Consider the following 22,351-nt stretch of genomic DNA (forward strand, 5'->3'; position numbering starts at 1 on the left):
TCGCAGCCGGCCCTCTCCTCGTGTGCGCGGTGTGCGCGGCGCGTGACGCCCCCGCCCCCTCAGTCGCGGTGGAAGAGCAGCAGTGCGGGCAGGCTCGTCGCGAAGTAGTCGGTGGAGCCGTCCTCGAGGGTCGCCTGCGGGGCGTCGAAGCGGGGACGCGCCTCGCCGAGCGTCGACGGCGGCGTCGCCGGGTCGAGGCCGAGCGCGGCGCGGGCCGCGTCCCAGGCCGCGAGGGTGCGGCCCTCGCCGCCCTCCCACGGCTGGAAGCGGCGCGACTCGAGGAGCGACAGCGCCTCCTGGGCGCGCCCCGCCTCGATCAGCAGACCGGCGTACTCGACGGTCAGGTCGTCGCGGGAGAGCGTGAGGTCGTGCTCGTCCTCGAGGCGCTCCAGGCGGTCGGCGGCGGAGTGGCCCAGGCGGTCGGCGAGCTGGTCGAGCTCGTAGAGCAGGCGGGCGTCGCGCGGGGCGAGCTCGCGGGCGCGGAGGTAGTGCGCCCAGGCGGCGTCGTCGTCGGCCTCGTCGTTGTAGGCGGCGAGGCCCGCGTTGCGGTGGGTCACGGCGTCGGCGCCGCCGTCCGCGATCGCGCGGCGCCAGTGCTCGGCGGCCTCGGCGCGGCGGCCGGTGTCGTAGAGGAGCATGCCGAGCAGCGACCGCGCGGTGCTGTCGGCGGGGTCCGCCGCGACCACGGCGGTCAGCGCGTCGTGCGCGTCGAGGCCGGCGGGGAAGGCGCGGGTGAGGTCGAGCGCGCGGGTGTCGACGGGCTCGCCGAGCCGGGCCAGGAGGTAGGCGGCGATCGGCGCGGCGTTGCCCGCTCCCGAGGTGCCGGCGTTCCCGCCGGCGACGGCGCGGAGCAGTCGGCGGGCCTCGCCGGTCTCACCGAACGACGCGAGGTCGAGCGCGACGTCGATGCTCTCGTGCGCGTCGGCGGGGTCGGTGCCGGTGAGCGTGCGGGCGAGCTGGTCGAGCGGATCCAGGCGCAGGGTCTCGTGGAGGAACCGCTCGGCCTCGCCGACGCGGCCGAGCGCGCGGAGGCAGACCGCGCGCAGGGCACGGGCGCGGAGGTCGTCGGTGTCGAGACGCAGGGAGGTCGCGAGGTCCTCCAGCGCCGCGGCGTGGTCACCGGCGGCAGCGGAGAGCCTCGCGCTCTCGAACAGGGCGGCGCGCGCCCACTTCCCGTCCCAGGCGGCCTTGCCGAACGCGGCGGCGGCGTCGGTCGTGCGGCCGAGGCGGCGCAGGATCAGCCCGCGCAGGTAGAAGGCCTCGGTGTCGGCGGGGTTGCCGTTGCGGGCGGTGAGGCGCCGGATCGCGGAGTCGGCGTGGGTGAGCGCGTCGGCGTACTCGCCGCGGCGGTAGGCGTGGTCGGCGAGGGCGAGGTGCACTCGCGCGTCGCCGGGATCGCGGCGCAGCGCCTCCTCCCAGTAGGGCAGCGGCGAGCGGGTCGGGTGCCGGTACTGCGCGAGGTGGACGCCGACGAGGTACAGCTCGTCGACGGAGGCGGTCTCGGCGGGTGGCAGCGGCTCGGTCGCGATCTCCGGCTCGGCGTCGTCGAACTCGGCGGGCACCTCGTAATCGAGGAGGGTCGAGCCGTTCGCGACGACCGTGATGCGCAGACCCTCCGGGCCGGTGCGGGTGGTCGGCAGGTCGGCGAGCAGCGGCTGCCCGGGCTCGAGGTCGACGGTCCACTCGTGCAGGACAGCGCCGTCGGCGCGCAGCGTCACGATCGCGGCGGGCACGCGGCGGGTCGTCGCGACGCCCACGCGGAGGATCCCGGCCTCGACGTCGAGGTGCACCGCCGCGTCGCGGGTCGCCTGGTGCGCCACTCCGATGCCGCTGATCGGATACCAGTACTGCGAGAAGGTCTTGGTCTCGCCGGGCATCAGCCAGGAGAAGTCGGGCTGGTTGTCGGTGTAGACGCCCGCCATCAGCTCGACGTAGGGGCCGTCGGCGTCGGTGAGCTGCGCGTCCCAGGCGTGCCCGAACGGGGCGTCGCCCCAGGTCCACTGCTTCTTGCCGGGGGCGAAGCGGCGGTCGGCCCAGTGCACGAAGCCCGCTCCGGCGCGGTGGTCGTAGCCGCCGAAGAAGGAGTCGTCGGTGCGGACGACCATGTAGGAGGTGGGGACCGGGATGTTGCGGTACCAGTCGATCCGGTCGGCGGGCGGGCCGTCCGGCGTCGGTCCGTCGCCGCGCTCGGCCGCGAGGGCGGGGTAGTCGACGCCGTAGTAGGGGCGGTCGGCCGCCGGGAAGGCGGTGATCGCGCGGCGGGCGTGGTCAGCGACGTAGCGGACGTCGCGCGGGAAGAACGACTGGTAGTCGTCGTGCACCCGCGCCGCGACGTTCGCCCACCAGAGGAAGGTGTGCCGCTCGCTGGTGCGGTTGTGCAGGCGCACGTCGAGCTCGACGAGGCTCGAGCCGGGGCGCAGGCGGACGCCGTGCAGGCCCTTCATCCGGCTGAACGGGTCGTGGTCGCTGCACCAGACGACGACCGAGCCGTCGTCGGCGCGCTCGAGGCTCCAGCCGGTGGGCAGGTAGGTGCCGGGGCGGTGGTGCTGCGGCCAGTTGAACTCGACGCCGCCGCTGATCCACGGGCCGGCCAGGCCGACGAGCGCCGGCTTGATGACGGTGTTGCGGTAGAAGAAGTCGTAGCCGGTGGTCTTGTCGTAGCCGGAGTAGATCCGGCCGCCGAGCTCGGGCAGGACGACGACCTGGACGAACTCGTTCTCGAGGACGACGACGCGCCACTCCTGGTCGACGGCCTCGGAGGCGATCCGGTCGATGAAGGGCAGCGGATACACCCGCCCGCTCGAGCCCTGGTAGACGCGGCGGTCGAGGAACATCGGCAGCTGCACCGGCTCCTCGGGGGTGTAGGTCGGGAGGGTGATCGTCGTCTCCCAGACGGCTGCCGCGCCCTGCGCGAGGAGGTCGGCCGCCGCCGGCGGGGGCGCGATGAGCTGCGAGGCTTCTGCGATGACTGCCATGGGACGAGGGTACGGAGCGCGGCGCGCGTGGAGGAATGGGCGATCTGCCGCGTCACCTGGACGATTCGCGGGCGATCGATCCTCTTTCTGACTGCTCCACCGGGTATTCCATGCGGCGGCCTGAACGAACCTGCTCAGTCCGCATCGATTCCCCATCGGAACTCGGCGCGCTCGCCCGGCTCCAGCCAGCGGAGTCCCTCGCCCGAGTTCAGGGCGTCGGGCGGGGCGGTCATCGGCTCGATCGCGATCGCGGGCGGGCGCCGGTCGCGGTCGATGTAGAGCTGCAGGACGGTGAAGGACGCGTCCGCCCAGAGCGCGGTGCGGCCGTGGCCCGGGGCGCTGAGCTCGGCGCGGACCGTGCCGTCGGGGTCACGGTCGAGAGCGGTGAAGCTCGCGTGCCAGGGTGCGTCGCGCTCCGGGACGCCGGCGCGGAGATCGAAGGGCGTGCCCGCGACCGGGAGGCGCTCGCCGGTGGGGAGGTGGCGCTCGTCGAGGACGAGGCGCTCGCGGGCGGGGAGACGGAGGCGCGGCTCGGTCGCGTCGCCGACGCGGAGGTAGGGGTGGACGCCGAGCGCGACCGGGGCGCGCCGGTCCGACTCGTTGACGAGGACGTGGCGGGCGTCGATCCCGGCGGGGCGCAGCCGGTAGCGGACGCTGGTGGTGAGGGTGAAGGGGTAGCCGGGCGGGGAGTCGAGGCGGGCGTGCAGGACGACGCTGTCGGCGGTGCGCTCGCCGACGCGGTAGCGGGTCGTGGCGAGGAGGCCGTGGTTGGCCGAGTGCGTCGCCGGGTCGGTGATCGCGAGCTGCTGGACGGCGCCGTCGAGGAGCCAGCGGCCGTCGCGGACCCGGTTCGGCCAGGGGGCGAGCACCGCGCCCGCGGCGCCGGGCGGCTGGTCGCCGTCGTAAGGCTCGACGAGGGCGCGGCCGCGCACCACGAGGGTCCGGATGCTCGCGGCGACGGGGTTGATCGAGGCGCGGACGGAGCCGTCGGCGCTGACGAGCTCGATGTCGGGCATTCAGACGGCTCCGATCGGGTGCTCGAGAGAGCGCGCGGAGGGCATGCTCGCGAGTGTACGGGCGGCTCGCTCGGCGGGGTGGATCCCGGTGCGCCGAGCGCCTGCGTCTTTCGCAAGCACGGTGAGAGTCGTCCCGGTCCGCTTTCGGTGAAGAGAGCCTTCGTCCCGCGCACTGTTTCGCGCCAGAGCGGTCGAATCACTTGTCCAGGAGCGCGCATTGCAGTTTCATACCCGTATGGCGTCCGCAATGGAGATGGACGCGCTCATAGATGGAGTGACTGACATGAAGAATTCGACGAAAGCACTTGCGACCGGCGCTCTCGTGGCCGCACTGATGGTCGGAGCGACCGGCACTGCGTACGCCGGGACGCAGGACAGTACGTTCAACGAGACTCTGCCGACCTTCCAGATCCCCGGCTGGACGGACGACCAGCACAAGGAGATCTCGAACCGAGACGGACACGTCAGGGTCGGTTCCGTGGGGAGCGATTACGTAGTGGACGTCGAGATGTGCCAGAGCGTACTGCTGGTCTGCGGAACGAAGAGATTCGGGCTGAACGACAGGAGTACTGCCGACCTGCCGAACGGATTCGCCGCCGGTTCGAAGGTGAGGCTGCAGATGCGGGTGGGCGGCGGCGGCAACGTCGTGAAGGTGCAGGTGCAGGGGACGTGGCGAAGCAATTGATGCTTCGTCACGCTCGTGCTCGTCTCCGAGCACGCGATTCGAGCCCGATCGCGGCAGCTGAAAGAGGGTGGGGATACATATGGTCTTCGTCGGTCGCTCCCGTCGAGATCTGACGACGGCGATCAGACGGGAGCTTGTCCGAGGGCGATCTCCGTGGACTCTCTGCGCCGCAGCGGGGATAGTTCTCCTGCCGACTCTGCAAGGAGTCACCGAGACCGCCAACGCGCTTTTCCGAGACGAGGGCGACGTCCTGGTCTCTCTTCTCAATTCGCCCTTGGTCTATGTGTTCCCGTTGCTCGTCGCGCTAGTAGGCTCGCGTTCTCTTGCAGACGATATCGCGCGAAGATCGTTCGTGAACGAGCGGTACCGGCAGCCTTTCTCGGCGCTGCTGTCGGCGAAGATCGTTGCCGCTGCACTCGCTTCGGCGACGGTGTTCTTCCTGCTCGGAGGAATCGCCACCCTCATCGCAGCGGTCGTCTGGCCACTGATCGGGGATCCGGCGATCGATCCCTCTGGCTACCACCCTCTTGTGCCGTTCGAGCAACGGTTCACTTTCGCCGATCTCAGCGGTGGGAGCGTTCTGGTCTTCGGGCTGCTGATGTCGCTCTGGTTCGCTTTCGCGGCGGCGGTCTACTCGGTGCTCACGTCGGCGAGTCTGGTCCTCGTCCCGAACAGAGCCGTCGCCCTGCTTCTGCCGTTCGCGGCGTATTTTGCGATGACCGTCGTACTCTCCGTTCTCCACGAGCCGGCGTTGACGCCGCTGTACTCCGTCTTCCCCGCGGGTCTTCAGCAGTCTCCGTGGCTGGTCGCAGCGTCTCCGACGCTCGTCACGGCTGCAGTCGCGGCCGCGCTCTGGCTGTTCATCGTGCGGCGCCCGAGCGAGAGCAGGCACCTCCTGTGACGGGGCAGAGACTCACCGCGCTGGTCTTCCTGGCGCTCACCGGCGCCTATGCCCTGCACTCGCGCGTCTTCGAGGAGACAGCTACCGGTCGATCGCTGGGCGTCTGGGACCTCCTCATGGACCTGGCCGGCAATCCGTACTACCTCGGCTTCGTCGTCGTTCCGCTGTGGCTGGTGCTGTCGGCGCTGCGGGCGACCCGGACTGCCTCGCCCGGAGCGCTGCTCCGCCACGGGTCGCTCCTCCGAGCCTGGGGCGGGACCCTCACGGGCCTGGCGACGCTGTACGCGAAGGCGGCGGCGGCTGCCCTCGCCGTCTGCCTTGTCTGCGGTGCGGGTCTGCAGCCGACGTCGTTCGCGCCTCCGGAGAGCGTCGCCGCCGTCTTCCGAGCGCACGGCTTCGCTCCGGTCGCGGCCTTGATCGCGCAGGTCGGCCTCCTCGGAGCGTCGCTCTGCGCGACGGCCGCTGTCGTGGTATCCGTCCGCCTGCTCTCCGGCAGGGCCGCCGCTGCCTGGGCGTCGGCCGGCGGGCTCTTCCTCTGGGTCGTCCTCTCGGTGCTCGCTGTCGTTCCGCCGAGTGCGCCCCTCAGCGCGGCCGCCTTCCTCGACGTGGCGGTCGGACTGGAGAGGACCTCCCTTGTCGGGACGGCATCGAGGTCGATGATCGTCCTCCTCGGCGTCGGACTGGTGGTGCGGCTCGCCGCGCGGGCCTCGAGCCATGAGGACCGGGTCGCCGTCTCCGCTCTCCTGGCCGTCTCGGCGCTGCTCGTCCTCTTCTCCTTCCTCGAGGCGTCCGCCGGCCGGGACCTGCTCGAGGTCGCTGGTCTCCTGGTGCCGAGTCCGCTCGGATCGATCGCGGAGTCGATGCAGTACCTGCTCGTCTTCCTCCCGTTCCTCCTGGCCGGCATGATCGGCCGGGGGTCGCCTACACCTCAGCGCGAGCATCACGAGCTCATCAGAGTCGGGAGCCGGGCGGCCCGGCTGCGGCGCGAGGTCGTCCGGAACTCGGCCGGTTCGTTCGCGGCGTGGACGGTCGCGGCTCTGCTCGTGCTCGCCGGCGTCCTCTGCGCGGCCCGGGGAATCGTCCCGCCCTCGCCGGAGTGGATCGCGGCGGCGGGTGTGGTCGCCGCGGGAGGAGTGTGCGCGGCCCTGTACTGCAGCGTCGGGGTCGTCCTGCGCTGCTCGCTCTCGAGTGTTCAGCCGAGGTTCGTCGCCGTGTGCCTCTTCGCCGTCGCCGTCGTCCTGTCCCGCTCGATCTCCCCTCACAACCCGTTCCTCCTCGGCGGACTCGCCGACGACGGCCTGGGCGATGACCGGATCCCTCTGCGGATCGCCGTCCTCGTGGCGTCCCTGCTCGCCCTGTTGCCGCTGGGAAGCGTCGGCTTCCTCGCCCGCACTGCACGAAGAAAGGTCGTGGTCCGGTGGATGTGATCACCCTCGCCGAGGTCGGCAAGAGCTTCGGCCGGAAGGAGATCCTGCGGGACGTGTCCCTCCGGATCGAGGACGGGCGGACCTACGGCCTCGTCGGACCGAACGGCGCCGGCAAATCGGTGCTGCTGCTCCTGATGTGCGGTCTGCTGCGACCCTCGAGCGGCACCGTGGCGATCGATCCGGCCTACCTCTCCCGGGGTCGGGACTACCCCGATCGATTCGGCGTCTCGATCAATGGCCCGGGCTACCTGGCCGGCAGGAGCGCTCGCCAGAACCTCGCCGACCTCGCCGCCATCCGCAAGCAGGTGGGCGAGGACCGCATCGACGAGGTCCTCGAGCAGGTCGGTCTCTCGCCGACGTCGCCGCTGAAGGCGCGGAACTTCTCGCTGGGCATGCTGCAGAAGCTCTCGCTCGCGCAGGCGCTGCTCGAGCACCCCGCCGTCCTCCTGCTCGACGAGCCGTTCAACGCCCTGGACGCGGAATCGGTCGAGCGCCTGCGCGAGATCCTCGTCGCCGAGAAGGCGAAGGGCACGACCATCGTGTTCACCAGTCATCGCGACAGCGACATCGAGATGCTCAGCGATGAGGTGCTGAGGGTCGAGGGCGGCCGGGTGACGAACGGCTGACGACCGTCCGATCGTCGCGCAGCTCGGACGGCGCGTCCTTCAGGCCCGGCGTCCGAATCCGGGTCGGCTAGGACCGCAGGATCGCCTCGAGCTCGGCGACGACGAGGTCGGGCCGGGAGAGGAAGGGGTGGTGGCCGGTCGGCAGGTCGATCGAGCGGGTGGCGCGCTCGGCGTGGAGGCGCTGGAGGCCGACCGAGGTGCTGCGGTCCTCGGTGCAGACCAGGTAGGAGGAGTCGACGCCCTGCCAGCCAGCCACGGAGGTCGGGGTGGTGAAGGCGGCGATCGACTGGGTGGTGACCCGCTCCCAGGCGGCGCGCTGGGTGCTCTCGTCGGCGTCCTGGAGGAAGCGGCTGCCGAAGGAGGCGGCGTCGTAGCCGGCGACGCCGAGCGTGCCGTCGTCGCCGGGGGTGATCGAGACGGGGTCCGTCTCACCGCTCATGATGTCGCCCTGCGCCGAGCCGATGTCGGGGAGGTAGGAGGATATGTAGACGAGGTGGGCGACGGCGGCGTGCGCGCCGGCCTCGGCGATGACGGTGCCGCCGTAGGAGTGGCCGACGACGATCGCCTCGTCGTCATCGACGTCGTCGAGTGCGGTGCGCAGGGCGGCGGCGTCCTCGACCAGGCCTGCGCCCGCGCGGTCAGCCGCTGACTCGCCGCAGGAGGGCAGGGCGACGGCGCGGCTCGCGACACCGGTGCGCTCGAGGAGCAGCTCGGCGGTGCGGTGCCACCACCAGTCGCCGTCGCGGACCAGGGCGCCGTGCACGAAGAGCAGTTCCATGGCAGGAGTCTGCCCGCGATCCTCCGGCGGCGCCTCCCCGGAGGACCCGAGTCCGCTGACAGCGGAGCGCGGGGGCGATCCCGGGTCGGAGCGGGCGCTCTCGGCTTCCCGAGGGCGTTCCACCGGGCTTCGCTCAGGAGGGCCCGCCACTATCGAACCTGTTACCCGACGGAAGGTCCCCTGTGAGCACTCTCAAGCGCATCCTCAGCATGGCGTCGAAGGCGCTCGACTCCAAGAGCTCGTCGAGCTCCTCCTCGCGCCCCGCGACCGGTGGCGGCACGGACTGGCGCGACATGGTCCGCTCGGCCGCGAACGCAGTGACGGGCGACTCCCGACCCGCGTCCTCGAGCACGGCCGCCTCGAACGCCTCGGCGCCCCGCACACCCACCCCCGCCTACGGCTCGCCGCACCCCTCGGCCCGCCCGCAGGACGCCCGGCCCGCCGCCGTCGCGCCGGAGGACCGCGCGGCGATCGCCCGCTACGACTACCTCCTCCGCACCGCCGACCCCGAGCAGCTGGAGCAGGTGCACCGCGACGCGTTCGCCAAGCTGACCCCCGCGCAGCGCGCCCAGGTCGAGGGGCGCCTGCGCGACGAGCTGCCCGCGAACGAGCAGCCGCGCTCCTCCGCCCCGGACGACCTCGCCCGGGCGGCGACGCGCGGCGAGGCGCACAACCCCGGCTTCCTCAAGAGGATGTTCTCCAAGCCGGGCACGAAGGGCGCGCTGGCCGGTGCCGGAGTCGGCGCGGTCGCCGGCGTCGGCCTGGGAGCCGCGGGCGGACTGCTCGCGGCGGTCGCGGGCGGCGCGGTGCTCAGCAGTGTCGCCGGTCCGCTGCTCGCTCAGGCGGCGGGCATGGGGGTCGACTTCGAGAACTTGGCCGGCGGGCTGGGCGAGTTCGGCGATCTGGGCGAGTTCGGCGACATCACCGGCGGCGCGGGCGAGTTCGTCTCCGGCGCCGGCGAGCACGTGTCGGGGCTCGGCGAGCAGGTCTCGGACTTCGGCTCCACCTTCGAGATGCCCGATCTCGGCGGGCTCGGGAACCTCTTCGACCGCTGAGTCAGCGGGCGCGGCGCCGCACGAGGAGTGCGAGCGCCGTGCCCACCACTCCCAGCAGCGCGAGCGCGGCGCCGGTGATCGCGACGGCGGTGGTCGACCAGTCGGGCGCGGAGTCGACGACGGTGAGGTCGAGCAGCTCCCAGCGGCAGGTGCCGCCGAGCGGCCACCAGGACCAGGAGCCGGCGACGAGCGAGCCCTCCTCGGCGGGGACGCGGCTGACGCCGTTGAGGCAGACGTCGTCGAAGCCCTGCGCGGCGAGGGTCGAGTACTGCAGGGCGACCAGCCCGAGGAGGGCGAGGCCGACGACCAGCGCCGTGAGTGCGGTCAGCAGTGCCACGCGGCGCGGGGTGAGGAAGCGGCGTCTCGCGGGGGCGGGGGTCGGCGCGCTCATCCGTCGATGGTGTCATGCGGCGGCTGGGAGGCGGGTACGTCGTGCAGGTGGCTGTTCGTTCTGCAGGTGATCCTGAGGCGAGAGCGCGTTCCGCCGCGTGGCGGTCTCCGGAGACCGCCGATCACCTGCAGATCGAACCGGTGGTGGTCGGGCGGAGGCGGTCGAACGGGGCTCAGAGCCGCTGGCCCGCGAGCCTGAGCGTGACCGCGAGCAGCAGCGCCGCCGCCGCCAGGCCGACCGCGAGGAGGAAGATCCGCGGGTCGTAGCCGGTGACCGCGAGGGGCAGCAGGGCGCCGAGGACGGTGCCGATCTGCACGACGGCCATGTAGGCGCTCGCCCCGGCGCCGGGTCCGCCGCCGCTGGTCCGCTCGAGCAGGAGCAGGCCGATGCTCTGGTAGCCGGCGGCCGCGACCGCGTAGACCGCCTGCGAGAGGAGCAGCGCGAGATAGGACTGGGTGCCCGCGAGGATCGAGAACGCCAGCACCCCTGCGAGGGCGACGACGGCGAGGGTGAGCACGCTGCCGCGGGCCGAGCTGAGCCGGGTCAGCGCGGGCAGTGCGACGAGCTCGAGGACCGCCGACGCGAGCAGCACCGGCGGAACGTGCGCGGCGGGGACGCCGGAGGAGACGGCGAAGAGCGGCAGATAGATCGCTCGGAGGGTGTCGACCGACTTCAGCAGGGCGACCAGGGCCAGGGCCGCGAGGAAGACGAGGGCGAGGCGCGGGCGAGCCGCGGCGGAGGCGACGCGGGCCTCCGGCTCCACTGCGGGGGTCGACGGGCAGCCGGTCGCGCAGACGGTCGTCAGCACGGCCGCGGCGGCCGCGGCGAGCAGGGGATCGAGACCCGCCTGCGCGAGCAGGGCGTAGAGGATCAGGCCGAGGATGTAACCGGAGATCAGTACCGCGCGCATCCGGGCGATCGACGACTCCTGAGTGTCACCGCGACCCTGCGCGGCGACGCGGCCGAAGAGCTGGGGCACGAGGGTGCTGACGAACAGCATCAGCGCGCCGCCCAGGTAGAGCACGAGGACGTGGCCGCCGCTGGCGCGCACGAGCAGGAGCCCGGCCGGGACCGCGAGCGAGGTCGCGAGCAGGGCGGACCGCGGGTAGCCGGCCCGGCGGATCCGCGGCACGAGGAGGGTGTTGTAGCCGATCGCGATCGCGGCGTTCACGACGAAGAAGACCGCGATCTGCACCTTGGCGAGTCCGGCGGCGTTCAGCGCGACGGGCACGCCGACCGCGGTGATGCCGCCGAAGACCGCGTTGCTGAGCAGTGCGCCTGCGAGGGGCCGGGGGAGCCGGGGCGCTGCGGCCGCCGTCGTCGGGAGGGGGTCGCTCGTCACTCGCACTCCTCCGGGCGCGCCCGGATCCCCTCGACGCGGCGGGACCGGGGTCCGCAGCCGTGCTCGGGGATCCTCCGATCGGCCGGTGCCGACCCTCGGCTCGGGAGGAGACGCTAGCCGCGACCGCATCTTGCTCGGAGGCCGCTGGCGCGGGAGACGCGGTCGCCGCGTGCCTCGAGGTGCACCGCCGCGGCGCCGGACACGGCGGAACGGCGACTGCGAGGATGCTCAGAGCATCGGCGACGTACCCTCGGACGCATGGGGTTTCTGTTCTCGCTGCTGACCGTCGTGCTGATGGTGCTGGCGCTCGTGGATGTCGTGCGTCAGCCGGACAACGTGGTCCGCAATCTGCCCAAGATCGTCTGGATCCTGCTGATCGTCTTCATCCCGCTGATCGGCGTGACGATCTGGTTCCTGCTCGGGCACGACTGGAAGAAGGGCGAGGGCGCGTCCTTCGTCCCGGGTGGGCGCACCCGCCGGCCCCGCCGCTCCAAGACGCCGCCGCCGCCGACCATGGTGGTGCGGCCGCCGACGAAGAGCACGGAGGAGCAGCTCGCCGATCTCGAGCGCGAGGAGGCGCACTACGCGCGGCTCGCCGAGGAGCAGCGGCGACTCCGCGAGGGCGAGCGGCCGCAGGACGCCTGAGGCGCCGAGCGGCCGCGCCGGGCGCTAGCCCGCGGCTCCGAAGTTCGACGCCGTCCACTGCACCGAGGCGATCTTCGCCTGGCCCGCGATGCTGGGGTGGAAGTAGTCGGTGGTGCCGATCAGCGCCTTGGTGACGGGCGTCGCGGTGAGCGCGCCGCCGTCGTAGTCGCAGAGGGTGCCTGCGGCGGTGCACGCCTGCTGCAGGGCGGCGTTGTACTGCGTCGTCCGGGTCTTCGCGGCGGTGGCGGAGGCCGAGGCGGCGGTGCTGCTGAGGCGACCGCCGGTCGCGCTGACGCCGCGGGTGGTGCGGCAGAGGTTGCCGGAAGACCAGATCACGGCTCCGAAGCCGCCCTTGACGACGGCCCACTCGGCGGCCACGTTCGGCATCGAGGAGAGGACGATCTTCGCGGCGGGCCAGGTGCTGCGGATCTTCGTGATCGCGGCGCTCGCTCCGGTGCTGAAGGCAGCGGCCGTGGTCATCGTGTAGCCGTCGGCGGCGACCGGGTTCTTCGCGGAGCAGAGGTCGTTGCCGCCGATCAGCAGGGTGACGACGTCGGGGCGGACGCCGGCGGCGACGGCGGCGTCGATCCGCGCGGGGACGCCGGCGATCAGGTCGCCGGTCTGCGCGTAGTTCGCGGTGGTCACCGTGGTGCCCGGGTTCGCGGTGCGCAGGCGGCTGGCGAAGGAGTTGACGGTCGCGTTCGTGCCGGTGGACCAGTTGTTGCGCGGGCAGTCCGCGAACTGGCCGCAGGTGCCGTAGGCCTGGGTGATCGAGTCGCCGAGGCTGAGCACGGACAGGGTCGGGGTCGCGGCGGAGGCGGCGCCCGCGGGCACCACCGCCGCGGCCAGGGCGAGCGCGGCACCGACGGCGAGGGCGCGTACGCGGCGGCTCCCGATGCGGCGCGGGCGGAGGGAGGTGGGGAGGCGCATGAGGGGAACCGCTCTCGGTCGGGGGACGGCGGTGGGGGCCGCCGATCCTGACGTTAGGCCTGCGGGGTCACCGGCGGTCCTGCGCGCGTGGCCCCAGAACGGGGCCCGCCGAGCCCTGCCCTGTCAGCCGGGACGGTCGCCGATCAGCCGCACCCGGCTGAGCGCCCAGACGAGGGCACCGGAGAGGACGAACGCGACCGCGACGATCAGCACCGCGATCGCGACCGCGCCGTAGCCGTTCGCGGGGTCGAGGAACGGGTACGGGACCCAGCCGTCGGTCGCGCCGCGGACGAGGACGACCACCAGCCAGACGATCGGATAGACGGTGACGACCCAGAGGCGGCGCCAGGGCAGGGCCGGCCGATCGGCGACGAGCAGCCAGTCGAGCAGTCCGTAGATCGGGAAGACCACGTGCAGCACCGTGTTGGCCCAGGGCAGCGTCACGCCCCCCGCCGTGCCGATGAGCAGGGTGTTGTAGACGATGCCGACGACGAGGATCCAGCTCGTCGCCGCTCCTCGGACGAGCGTCAGCAGCGGTCCCTGCGGTCGGTCGCCGAGCGCGACCGCCGCGGTGATCAGGAGCACGATCGCCAGGAGGATGTTGCCCTGGATCGTGAAGTAGCCGAAGAAGTTGACCGGCACGATCGGCGTCCGCGAGGCGGTGTCGAGGGCGGTGCCGACGACGGCCGCGAGGACCGTCAGGGCGACGACGAGGCGCAGGACGGCGACCGGGATCCGGGTCGCGCGCGTCCCGAGGGCGGGGGAGGGCGGCGTCATCGCACGAGCGTAGCGAGCGCGGGGCCGGGGCGCGCCCGGCGGGTAGCCTGATCCGATGCTCACCATCGGTGTCGACCTGGCCGCGGAGCCCGTGCGGACGGCGGTCGCCGCGCTGGAGTGGGGCGGCGGCGGGGCGGTCGTCCGCTCGCTGGTGCTCGGCGCCTCCGACGACGACGTCGTCGCCGCGTCCCGGGAGGCGACGACGATCGGCATCGACTGCGCGTTCGGCTGGCCGCTGGAGTTCGCGGCGTTCGTCTCGGCTCACACCCGCCGGGAGGTCAGTGCGCCGCGGACGCTCGCCGGGCGCGACTGGCGGCGACGGCTCGCCTACCGGGAGACCGACCGCGCCGTTCAGAAGGTGACGAAGAGATGGCCGCTGAGCGTGTCGACCGATCGGCTCGGCATGACGGCGATGCGCTGCGCCGAGCTGCTGGACGCCTTCGCGGCGACAGGGGAGGACGTCGACCGCTCCGGGGGAGGCAGGCTCGTCGAGGCGTATCCCGCGGCCGCGCTCCGGCTCTGGGGAGTCGACACCACCGGCTACAAGACGCGGCCCGAGGCGGTGGCGCTCGCCGTCGAGGCGCTGCGCCGGGCGGCGCCGTGGCTGGTGCTGCCGGCGGATGCGGCGGCGCTGATGGCGCGCTCGGACGACGCCTTCGATGCGGTGATCGCGGCGCTGAACGCCCGGGCGCACGCCCTCGGACGGACGGTGCCGGTGCCGGAGGAGCTTCGGGAGGCCGCGCAGGCCGAGGGCTGGATCGCCCTGCCGACCTGCGGGCTGGACGAGCTCGTCGGCTGAGGCGTCAGGCGGACAGCTTGCGGTCGGCGGCCGAGGTGATGGCCTCGGCGGCGCGCTCGGCCTCCTCGACGGTGGCGAAAGGCCCGGTGAAGGCCCCGGTCAGGACGGCTCGTCCGGGTTCGATCTCGAGTCGGAAGCGGGGCAGCTCCGCCCCGGGAACGACGACGATCCGGACTCCGTTGCGACTCCATCGTGCGGGCTGAAGAATGGGGATCTGGGTCATTGGTGCTCTTTCGCGTGCATCGTGCTCGGAAGGCTTCCGCCTCGACCGTGCGTCCTCACGCTAGGTCCGCGGGTGTCCTTCCCGAACGGGGTTGACCTCCCAGGTGCGTGGAGGTAGTCACCGACGGGACACCGTGTCCTGCCTCTCGGCGGCGAGGGCGGACTCGAGCTCGGCGTCGAGGGAGCAGTCCTCGTCCGGCTCGCCGCGACGGGGGAGCGGGGCGGTGAGACCGCGCTGCACGCGGAACCGGTGACCGAGCACGATCCCGACGAGCGCTACCAGGAAGACGGCCAGACCGGTTCCCGCGATCGGGATCGCGACCGTGCCGAGCGCGCCCGGGACGGCGTCTCCCTCGTCGGTGACGGTGAGGGTGACGCGGATCGACTCCGGGACGCCCTGGGCGTCCTGCTCCCGCGCGATCCGGTCGAGGAGGGCCGTGGTGGCGGTGCGGGAGAGCTCGACGGCGCGGGCGGGATCGAACGAGGTTCCGATCACCGAGAGGAACGGCAGGGTGAAGCGGCCGCCGTTCGACTCGTCGCCGCGCGGCTGGGTGGTGCGGCGGACGGCGCCGACGCCGTCGCCCTCCTCGAGCGGACCGGCCTGCTCGGCGACGGTGGCGCGCACCTCCTCGCCGCTGGCGAGGTAGGCGTAGATCACGGCGGTGCTGCTGAGGTCGCTGACCTGGTCGTCCTCGACGCCGGGGACGCGCTCGACCCCGGGGATCTGCGCGGCGTAGGGGTTCTTCGGGCCGCCGCCGAGCAGCACGGTGACGGCGGCGCTGTGCTCGCGGTCGCCGCGGAGGGTGAGCCCCTCGTCGGTGACGGTGAAGTGCACGGCGGTCGCGACGATCACCGCGAGGACGGCGCTCGCGACGACGAGGAGCTTGCAGCGCCAGAGGACGAGGAGGTAGGTCGGCATTTCCACTGCGTCAGCGTGACCGGCGGGACCTTTCGCCAGCCTGAACAGCCTCGGTGTCCTGCGGTCAGCCGGGAGCCGGCAGGCGGATCTCGAGCCGCGCGCCGCCGAGCGGGGAGTCGAGCAGGCGCGCCGTGCCGCCGCCCGCCCGCGCCGCTTCGGCGACGATCGCGAGGCCGAGGCCCGAGCCGCCGGTGTCGCGGGCGCGGGCGTCGTCGCGGCGCTCGAAGCGGAGGAAGACCCGCTCGCGGTCCTCGGCCGGCACGCCCGGGCCGTCGTCGTCGACGCGCAGGACCGCGGTGCCGTCCTCCTCGCGCACGGTGAAGGCGACGACGCCCGCCGCGTGCCGCCGGGCGTTCTCGGCGGCGTTGCGCACGGCGCTGTGCAGCAGCGGCTCGTGCCCGTGCACCTGGGCCGGTCCGACGTCCTCGGTGCGCACGTCGACGCCCAGCGCGCGCAGCCGCGCGGCCTCGGCGAGCACGAGGTCGTCGAGGTCGACGTCCTGCTCGGCTCCCTCGTCGCGCTCGTCCACTCGGGCCAGCAGCAGGAGGCTCGCGACGAGGTGCTGCATCCGCTCGCCCTCGTCCTCGACGACCCGGGCGAGGTCCGCCAGCGGGACCGCCTCCGGATGCCGCAGGGCGACCTGGGCGTGCTGCCGGACGGCCGCGACCGGGGAGCGCAGCTCGTGCGAGGCGTTGGAGACGAAGCGGCGCTGGGCGGCCTGCGAGCGCTCGAGGCGGTCGAGCAGGCCGTTCATCGTGCGGGCCAGGCGGGCGAGCTCGTCGCGGCCGGGCGGCTCCTGGACGCGGCGCCGGAGGTCGGCGGCCTCGATCGCCTCGACGTCGGCGCGGATCCGCTCGACCGGCCGGAGCGAGCGGCCGACGACGAACCAGACCAGCGCTCCGACCACCGCCGTGACGAGCGGGACGGCGACCGCGAGAAGCCGGACGGCCGAGCCCGCCGCATCGTCGGCGCCGGCGAGGGTGCGCGCGACGACGACCGTCTCGCCCGGGTCGCCGCCGAGCTGGAGGCTCTCGGAGCCGACGACGAAGCGGGCGCCGTCGATCGAGGTGATCTGCGGCTCGTCGGAGACCGGCAGCGGCACGGCGTAGACGAAGTCGTCGTCCGCGACCGCGACGACGGAGCCCTCCCGCTGCAGCTGGATGACGACCTCGTCGGTGTTGAACGGCGGCAGACGCCCGGCGCTCTCGGTGTCGGTGGCGATCTGGCGGGCCTGCTGGTTCGCGGTGAACGCCTCGGCGTCGACGAGGGACTGCTCCAGCAGGGCGGTGAAGGCGACGGAGCCGGCGACCAGCACGGCGAGGATCGCGGCGGAGACCAGGGCGGTCAGCCGCACGCGGATGCTCCAGGGCGGGCGGGGAGCCATCGGTCCTCAGCCCTCGACGAGCCGGTAGCCGGCACCGCGGAGCGTGGTGATCGACTCCGTGCCGAACGGGCGGTCGAGCTTGGCGCGCAGCCGCGCCACGTAGACCTCGACGATGTTGAGGTCGCCGTCGAACGCGTCGTCCCAGACACCCTCGAGGATCTCGCGCTTGGCGACCACCCGGTCGCGGTGGCGGGCGAGGAAGTCGACGACGGCGAACTCGCGCGAGGTCAGCCGGATCGCGACGTCTCCCCGGTGCACTTCGCGCAGCGCCGGGTCGATCAGCAGATCGCCGACGCGGTGGACCACCGGCCGCTCCGGCCGCCCGCGCCGCACCAGCGCCCGCAGCCGCGCCACCAGGACGGAGTACTCCAGCGGCTTCACAACGTAGTCGTCGGCGCCGGCGTCCAGACCCTCGATCTGGTCGCGGTCGCCGTCCTTGGCGGTCAGCATCAGCACCGGGGTCCAGTCGCCCTCGTCGCGGAGGGTGCGGCAGAGGGCGGAGCCGCTGAGCCCGGGCATCATCAGGTCGAGGACGATCGCGTCGTAGACCGTCTCGCGGGCCCGCCACAGTCCGTCCACGCCGTCGTGCGCGACGTCGACCGAGAAGCCCTCGGCCTCGAGACCGCGGCGGACGCCGTCGGCGAAGACCGCCTCGTCGTCGACCACCAGAATCCGCATCCCGTCGAGTATCGCCGGTGCGGCGCGACCGGCGCACGGGGAGCGGGCGGTCAGTCCAGGCGGTCGAGGGTCGCGCTGATGGTCCGCAGGCATTCGATCAGGACGCCGATCTGGCGGGAGTCGAGGTCGGCGAGGACCTCGCCCTCGGCCGCGACGAGGTGCCGCATCGCGTCGTCGACGCGCTTGGTGCCGCGCGGGGTGAGCGAGACGATCTTGCTGCGCGAGTCGGCGGCGTTCTGCTCGCGGACGACGAGGCCGCGCGCGCCCAGCCGGTCGACGCGGCTGGCGAGGTTGCCGCTGGAGATGCTCAGGCGGGTGGAGAGGACGGACGGCGTCATCGTGCCGGCCGGGTTCTGGCGCAGCAGCGAGAGCAGCTCGAACTCCCACGGGGCGAGCTCGCCGGCCGCGAAGGAGAGGCGCCGCACCTCCTGCACCCGCGGGCTGAGCCGGCGCAGGCGGGAGAGGACGTCGAGCGGGGCGAAGTCGAGATCGGGCAGGGCGTCGGCCCACGCGTCGATCACCAGATCGACATCGTCGTCTTCACGCATCCCCCGATTATCGTCGGACCCGGCGGTGCCGGGCGACGGCTGGCCGCGGCGGCGCGGGAGGCCTACCCTGCCGGCCGCGGCGCACGGGCCGCTAGCCTGGTCGGGTCGGAAGGACTCCCGTGCGCGCGCACCTCGAGCAGCTCCTCGCTCTGCTGAGCGGGACGTTCCTGCTGCTCGCGCTCGTCTCGAGTCCCGACGCCGCCGTCGTGCTGGTCGTCACCACCACCGCGGTCGCCGCTCTCGTCCTCGGGGCGCGCTACCTGGCCGTCGGCGCTCGCCGGCCCGTGCTGTCGATCGGCCGCCGCGCCCGGGAGCACCGGCTCGGCCTCGCCGCGCAGCCCTCGCCGCAGCACCCGCGCACCGCGGGTCGCGTGCGCTCGCGGGCACCGGGACTGCCGGGACTGGTCGCGTAGCCCGGAGCTCTGCCTCGGGAGGCGCGACCGTTCGCGATCGCGCTCACCTCCCGACGACAGGACTCTCTTGAACTTCTACGACTTCCCGCCCATCGCGGCGGCGCTCGACGCCGCCTCCCACCTCGTCACCGGGCTCGCCTCGGCCCTCGAGCCGCTCGCGGGCGGCGCCTCGGCCGCCGTCGCGATCGTGCTGGTGACCCTCCTCGTCCGCGTGCTGCTGATCCCGGTCGGGATCTCGCAGGGCCGGGCCGAGATCACCCGCCGCCGCCTCGCCCCGCTGCTCCGCGAGCTGCAGCGCAAGCACGCGAAGAACCCGGAGGCGCTGCAGCGCGCCACCATGAAGCTCTACGCCGACGAGAAGGCCTCACCGCTCGCGGGCTGCCTCCCGGTGCTGCTGCAGGCGCCCGTCGTCTCGCTCCTGTACGGGCTGTTCGTGCACCCGGACATCGCCGGTCACGGCAACGCGCTGCTCGACGCGCGACTGCTGGACGTGCCGCTCGGGCGCTCGTTCGTCACGGCGCTCGGCGGCGGCGACCCCGCGCAGCTCGGCGTGTTCGCGGTGCTCCTCGGGGTGATCGCGCTCGTCTCGTGGCTCGCGCGCCGGGTCGCGCTGCGCCAGGCGGCGCTCACCCCGGTGCCGGAGGGGACACCCGCGGCCGTCGCGCAGCTGACCGGGGTGCTCAGCTGGATGCCGTTCCTGACGGTGCTGTTCGCCGCGTTCGTGCCGCTCGCGGCGACGCTCTACCTGACGGTCACGACGACCTGGACGCTCTGCGAGCGCGTGATCGTGCGGCGGGTGCAGGCGGGCGGGGCGCGGGCGTGAGGCGGCGCCCGCCAGCCGGCGCGCTCACCAGCCCGTCGTCAGCACCTCGTCGAGCTGGTCGGCGAAGAAGTCGGCGCTCTCGACGGTGAAGCAGAGCGGCGGCTTGATCTTCAGCACGCACTGCCGGTCGGAGGTGGGCTGCACGATCACACCGCGCTCGCGGAGGCGCTCGCAGATCGCGCGCGTCTCCGCGGTCGCCGGCTCGAGAGTCTCCCGATCGCGGACCAGCTCGAGGCCGAGGTACAGCCCGCTGCCGTGCACGGCGCCGATCAGCGGGTGGCGCTCGGCGAGCTCCTCGAGCCGGCGGCGGAGGTGCGCGCCGGTGGTCCGCGCGTTCTCCTGCAGCCGCTCGTCCGCGAGCACGTCGAGCACCGTCGTTCCGACCACGGAGCTGACCGGGCTGCCGCCCGCCGAGGAGAAGAACGAGCCCTGCGAGCGGTAGCGGTCGGCGATCTCGCGGGTCGTCACGACCGCGCCCAGCGGGTGGCCGTTGCCCATCGCCTTCGCGACGGCGACGACGTCGGGCACCACGCGCTGCTGCTCGAAGCCCCAGAACCAGTCGCCGAGGCGGCCGTAGCCGACCTGCACCTCGTCGGCGATGCAGAGCCCGCCGTGGGCGCGGACGGCCGGGTAGACCGCGGCGAGGTAGCCGTCAGGCAGCGGGATGCCGCCGGCGTTGCCGTAGAAGGTCTCGGCGATGAAGCCGCCCGGGGGAGTCCCGGCCGCGGCCAGCTCCTCGATCCGGGCGACCGCCTCCGGGGCGTAGCGGTGCGCCTCGGCCCCGCGGTGCGTGCCGCGGTAGCTGTTGGGCGCGTCCAGGGTGTGCACCCAGTGCGGCCGGGTCGCGAGCGCGTCGGGGTTGTCGGCGACGGAGGTGGAGACCGCATCGGACAGGCCCGACCAGCCGTGGTACGCCTCCCGCACCGCCAGCACGTCGTCGCGGCCCGACCACGCGCGGGCGATCCGCAGCGCGAGATCGGCCGCCTCCGTGCCGCTGTTGACGAGCAGCACGGTGTCGAGCCCGTCCGGCAGCAGGGCCGCCAGCCGCTCGCAGAACTCGCCGATCGCGGGGTAGGAGAAGCGCGAGTTGGTGTTGAGCAGCCGCCACTGGCGCGCGACCCGCTCGACGAGCAGCGGGTGGGCGTGGCCGATCGAGGTCACGTTGTTGAGCACGTCGAGGTGCACGCGGCCGGAGTCGTCGACGAGGTGCTCGCGCCAGCCGCGCAGCATCGTGGGCGGCGACTCGAAGTAGTGCTCCTGCGCCTCGGCCAGGTGCGCGAGCCGCCGCTCGAGCACCTCGGGGTCCGGCTGCGGGGCAGGCAGGGTGCGTCCCAGGAGCAGCGGGGTCGGGTCGAGGAGCACGTCGAGCCAGGCGTCGGCCCAGCGCGCGTTCGCGAAGGGCGGGAGGTCGACCGCGTCGAGCGCGCGCGGTGCGGCCTGGGCGCGCAGGAGTCCGCGGGCCGTGCCGACCGGGTCGCCCGCTCCCACCCGGGTGCCGGGCGCGGGAGCGTCGTCGACCCCGTCGAGCCGCAGCCGGACCCCGTCGGCGAGGAGGGTGACTCCGCCGGGGACGCCGCCGCCCACCTCCGCGTCGAACGGCGCGACCAGGGGCGCCTCGGCGGCGAGGTGGACCTCGGTGACCAGTGCGATCGTCTCGGGCTCGTGCGCGGTGTGCGGGCGGCCGCGGGTCAGACGGCGCTCGCCGTAGCGCAGCACCGCGGCCCCGGCGCCGCCGGCGAGCGCGGCGCGGGCGAGGGCGGGCTCGGCGTCGTCGTCCAGCCAGCGGCCGGCGTCGAGCGCGGGGCTCTCGGGCGAGAGGTCGACGACGACGGCGTCGAGGCCGCCGAGCACGGGGACCGCGGGAGTGAGTGCGGTGGGTGCGCTCGGCCGGCCGAGGGCCCGCCGGACCAGCGCCTGCAGCACCGGCAGCGGCGCGGCGATCGCCCGGTCGAGGATCAGCCGCTCGTGCTCGAGGTTCTCGCGGGCGTAGTCGTTGGCGGGGTCGCCGGCCAGGACGTCGTGGGCGCTGACGACGAGCACCGCCGCCCGGAGCACCACGAGCGGCCAGAGCGCCTCGACCTCGGCGTCGGCGAGCGGGCGCACGGCGTCGTACGCGGTGGCGGCCCGGAGCACGGTGGCCGCGTCGGCGTCCGCGTGGTGCAGGAGCGAGGACAGCGTGATCGCGAGCTCGCCGACCGCCCAGCCCGCGCCGAGGTCGCCGAAGTCGATGACGCCGTCGGGGAGGACGCCCGCGTCGACCACGACGTTGTCGTCGGTGAGGTCGCCGTGCACGAGCTGCACCGGGAGAGCGGCGGCGAGCGGATCGACGACCGCCAGCGCTGCGTCGACGGCCGCCCGGATCGCCCGCGCCGAGCGACGGGGCACCCGGCCGATCAACGCGTCGACGACCTCGCCCGCCCGCCGCAGGTCCCACTGGTCGGTCTCCTCGAGGCCGTCGAGCGGCTGCTCGGCGAGCGCGACGTCGACGCGGGCGGCGAGGTCGCCCATCGCCCGGACGACGGCGGAGGAGAGGTAGCCGGAGCCGGAGAGGGTCCGGCCGGCGACGAAGTCGAGGACCCGGGCCGCGGCGGTCGTGCCGCCGAGGTCGATCTCGTGCAGGGTGCGGCCCTCGCGGTCGGGGCGCACGCGCGGGAGCCGGGCGCCCTCGAGGTGCTCGGCGAGGCGCGCGACGGCCGCCGTCTGCGCCTCGATCCGCCCTCTCGGCGTCGCGGGATTCGCGATCTTGAGCAGCAGCCGCTCGTCGCCGGTGTCCACGAGGACGTTGCGGTCCTGATTGCTGCCCAGCTCCCGCAGTGCGCCGTGCAGCCCGTAGCGCTCGCGCAGCAGGGCGGCCGCGACCTCGGGATCGAGCGCGGGCGGGGGCGGCGGTGCGGCGTCGGACGGCATGGCGGGAGTCCTGTCGAGCGGGGATCGGATGCGTCCATGATCGCGCGTCTGAGGGTGGGTGCTGGTGGATCTCGATACGCCCGCTTCGCGGGCCACTCGATCAGCATGAT

22 protein-coding genes are annotated in these 22,351 nt (G+C 73.6%); 9 read left to right on the plus strand and 13 right to left on the minus strand.

Going from position 1 to position 22,351, the window contains the following annotated elements:
* Positions 1–59: 59 nt before the first annotated feature.
* A complete protein-coding gene (locus MT355_RS04990) occupies positions 60–2,975 on the minus strand; it encodes a DUF5107 domain-containing protein (RefSeq protein WP_243598758.1) in 2,916 nt (971 codons plus the stop codon).
* 134 nt (positions 2,976–3,109) lie between these two features.
* The gene (locus MT355_RS04995; RefSeq protein ID WP_243598759.1) at positions 3,110–3,991 is read right to left on the minus strand and encodes a galactose mutarotase; all 882 of its coding nucleotides are present in this window, start codon (positions 3,989–3,991) and stop codon (positions 3,110–3,112) included.
* 235 nt (positions 3,992–4,226) lie between these two features.
* On the opposite strand from MT355_RS04995, the gene MT355_RS05000 reads away from it, so the two are divergent.
* The 4 genes from MT355_RS05000 to MT355_RS05015 all read left to right on the plus strand — a co-directional run bounded on the left by MT355_RS05000 (position 4,227) and on the right by MT355_RS05015 (position 7,630).
* On the plus strand, positions 4,227–4,676 hold the full coding sequence (locus MT355_RS05000) for a hypothetical protein (protein ID WP_123735125.1): 450 nt from the start codon (positions 4,227–4,229) through the stop codon (positions 4,674–4,676).
* Between the two features lie 79 nt (positions 4,677–4,755).
* Complete coding sequence (locus MT355_RS05005; protein ID WP_243598760.1) at positions 4,756–5,577, plus strand: hypothetical protein; 822 nt, start codon at positions 4,756–4,758, stop codon at positions 5,575–5,577.
* Positions 5,574–7,004: a hypothetical protein gene (locus MT355_RS05010; protein WP_243598761.1), complete on the plus strand. Its 1,431-nt coding sequence runs from the start codon at positions 5,574–5,576 to the stop codon at positions 7,002–7,004. Before MT355_RS05005 ends, MT355_RS05010 begins: the two co-directional genes overlap by 4 nt.
* Positions 6,995–7,630, plus strand: a complete 636-nt coding sequence (locus tag MT355_RS05015; RefSeq protein WP_133960526.1) for an ATP-binding cassette domain-containing protein — start codon at positions 6,995–6,997, stop codon at positions 7,628–7,630. The genes MT355_RS05010 and MT355_RS05015 overlap by 10 nt, the downstream gene beginning before the upstream one ends.
* Positions 7,631–7,697: 67 nt before the next feature.
* On the opposite strand, the gene MT355_RS05020 is transcribed toward MT355_RS05015, so the two are convergent.
* Positions 7,698–8,408, minus strand: a complete 711-nt coding sequence (locus MT355_RS05020; protein ID WP_243598762.1) for an alpha/beta hydrolase — start codon at positions 8,406–8,408, stop codon at positions 7,698–7,700.
* Positions 8,409–8,590: 182 nt separating this feature from the next.
* Between MT355_RS05020 and MT355_RS05025 the strand changes: the two genes are divergently transcribed.
* Positions 8,591–9,463 carry a cation-transporting ATPase gene (locus MT355_RS05025; RefSeq protein ID WP_243598763.1) on the plus strand — a complete coding sequence of 291 codons (873 nt, stop codon included), beginning with the start codon at positions 8,591–8,593 and terminating at the stop codon, positions 9,461–9,463.
* Position 9,464: 1 nt separating this feature from the next.
* Here the strand turns inward: MT355_RS05025 and MT355_RS05030 are convergent, their stop codons facing one another.
* Both MT355_RS05030 and MT355_RS05035 read right to left on the minus strand, forming a co-directional pair.
* Positions 9,465–9,854, minus strand: a complete 390-nt coding sequence (locus MT355_RS05030) for a hypothetical protein (protein ID WP_243598764.1) — start codon at positions 9,852–9,854, stop codon at positions 9,465–9,467.
* Positions 9,855–10,026: 172 nt separating this feature from the next.
* A complete protein-coding gene (locus MT355_RS05035; protein WP_243598765.1) occupies positions 10,027–11,196 on the minus strand; it encodes a hypothetical protein in 1,170 nt (389 codons plus the stop codon).
* Between the two features lie 258 nt (positions 11,197–11,454).
* Here MT355_RS05035 and MT355_RS05040 point away from each other — a divergent pair, with 258 nt between their 5' ends.
* Positions 11,455–11,841: a PLD nuclease N-terminal domain-containing protein gene (locus MT355_RS05040; protein ID WP_123445203.1), complete on the plus strand. Its 387-nt coding sequence runs from the start codon at positions 11,455–11,457 to the stop codon at positions 11,839–11,841.
* Between the two features lie 24 nt (positions 11,842–11,865).
* Here MT355_RS05040 and MT355_RS05045 read toward each other — a convergent pair whose 3' ends face one another.
* Together MT355_RS05045 and MT355_RS05050 are read right to left on the minus strand one after the other, a co-directional pair.
* Positions 11,866–12,771, minus strand: a complete 906-nt coding sequence (locus tag MT355_RS05045) for a GDSL-type esterase/lipase family protein (protein ID WP_243598766.1) — start codon at positions 12,769–12,771, stop codon at positions 11,866–11,868.
* A 123-nt stretch (positions 12,772–12,894) separates the two neighbouring features.
* A complete protein-coding gene (locus MT355_RS05050) occupies positions 12,895–13,548 on the minus strand; it encodes a Pr6Pr family membrane protein (protein WP_243598767.1) in 654 nt (217 codons plus the stop codon).
* A gap of 55 nt (positions 13,549–13,603) precedes the next feature.
* On the opposite strand from MT355_RS05050, the gene MT355_RS05055 reads away from it, so the two are divergent.
* Positions 13,604–14,347: a DUF429 domain-containing protein gene (locus tag MT355_RS05055; protein WP_243598768.1), complete on the plus strand. Its 744-nt coding sequence runs from the start codon at positions 13,604–13,606 to the stop codon at positions 14,345–14,347.
* A 4-nt stretch (positions 14,348–14,351) separates the two neighbouring features.
* Here MT355_RS05055 and MT355_RS05060 read toward each other — a convergent pair whose 3' ends face one another.
* The 5 genes from MT355_RS05060 to MT355_RS05080 form a co-directional block, all read right to left on the minus strand.
* Positions 14,352–14,570 (minus strand): hypothetical protein, encoded by a 219-nt coding sequence (locus MT355_RS05060; protein WP_123445207.1) that lies wholly within the window; start codon positions 14,568–14,570, stop codon positions 14,352–14,354.
* A gap of 117 nt (positions 14,571–14,687) precedes the next feature.
* Positions 14,688–15,488 (minus strand): hypothetical protein, encoded by an 801-nt coding sequence (locus MT355_RS05065; RefSeq protein WP_243598769.1) that lies wholly within the window; start codon positions 15,486–15,488, stop codon positions 14,688–14,690.
* A gap of 64 nt (positions 15,489–15,552) precedes the next feature.
* Positions 15,553–16,872: a HAMP domain-containing sensor histidine kinase gene (locus MT355_RS05070; RefSeq protein WP_243598770.1), complete on the minus strand. Its 1,320-nt coding sequence runs from the start codon at positions 16,870–16,872 to the stop codon at positions 15,553–15,555.
* 6 nt (positions 16,873–16,878) lie between these two features.
* Positions 16,879–17,550 (minus strand): response regulator transcription factor, encoded by a 672-nt coding sequence (locus tag MT355_RS05075; RefSeq protein WP_123702432.1) that lies wholly within the window; start codon positions 17,548–17,550, stop codon positions 16,879–16,881.
* Positions 17,551–17,600: 50 nt separating this feature from the next.
* Positions 17,601–18,098, minus strand: a complete 498-nt coding sequence (locus MT355_RS05080; protein WP_243598771.1) for a MarR family winged helix-turn-helix transcriptional regulator — start codon at positions 18,096–18,098, stop codon at positions 17,601–17,603.
* A 119-nt stretch (positions 18,099–18,217) separates the two neighbouring features.
* Here MT355_RS05080 and MT355_RS05085 point away from each other — a divergent pair, with 119 nt between their 5' ends.
* Positions 18,218–18,511 (plus strand): hypothetical protein, encoded by a 294-nt coding sequence (locus MT355_RS05085; protein WP_123733838.1) that lies wholly within the window; start codon positions 18,218–18,220, stop codon positions 18,509–18,511.
* Positions 18,512–18,578: 67 nt separating this feature from the next.
* A complete protein-coding gene (locus tag MT355_RS05090; RefSeq protein WP_243598772.1) occupies positions 18,579–19,334 on the plus strand; it encodes a membrane protein insertase YidC in 756 nt (251 codons plus the stop codon).
* Between the two features lie 24 nt (positions 19,335–19,358).
* Here the strand turns inward: MT355_RS05090 and MT355_RS05095 are convergent, their stop codons facing one another.
* Positions 19,359–22,241, minus strand: coding sequence for an aminotransferase (locus MT355_RS05095; protein ID WP_243598773.1), 2,883 nt, complete (start codon positions 22,239–22,241; stop codon positions 19,359–19,361).
* Positions 22,242–22,351: the final 110 nt, after the last annotated feature.

It is taken from the genome of Rathayibacter sp. VKM Ac-2929 (assembly GCF_022815495.1).
GTDB classification, from domain to species: domain Bacteria; phylum Actinomycetota; class Actinomycetes; order Actinomycetales; family Microbacteriaceae; genus Rathayibacter; species Rathayibacter festucae.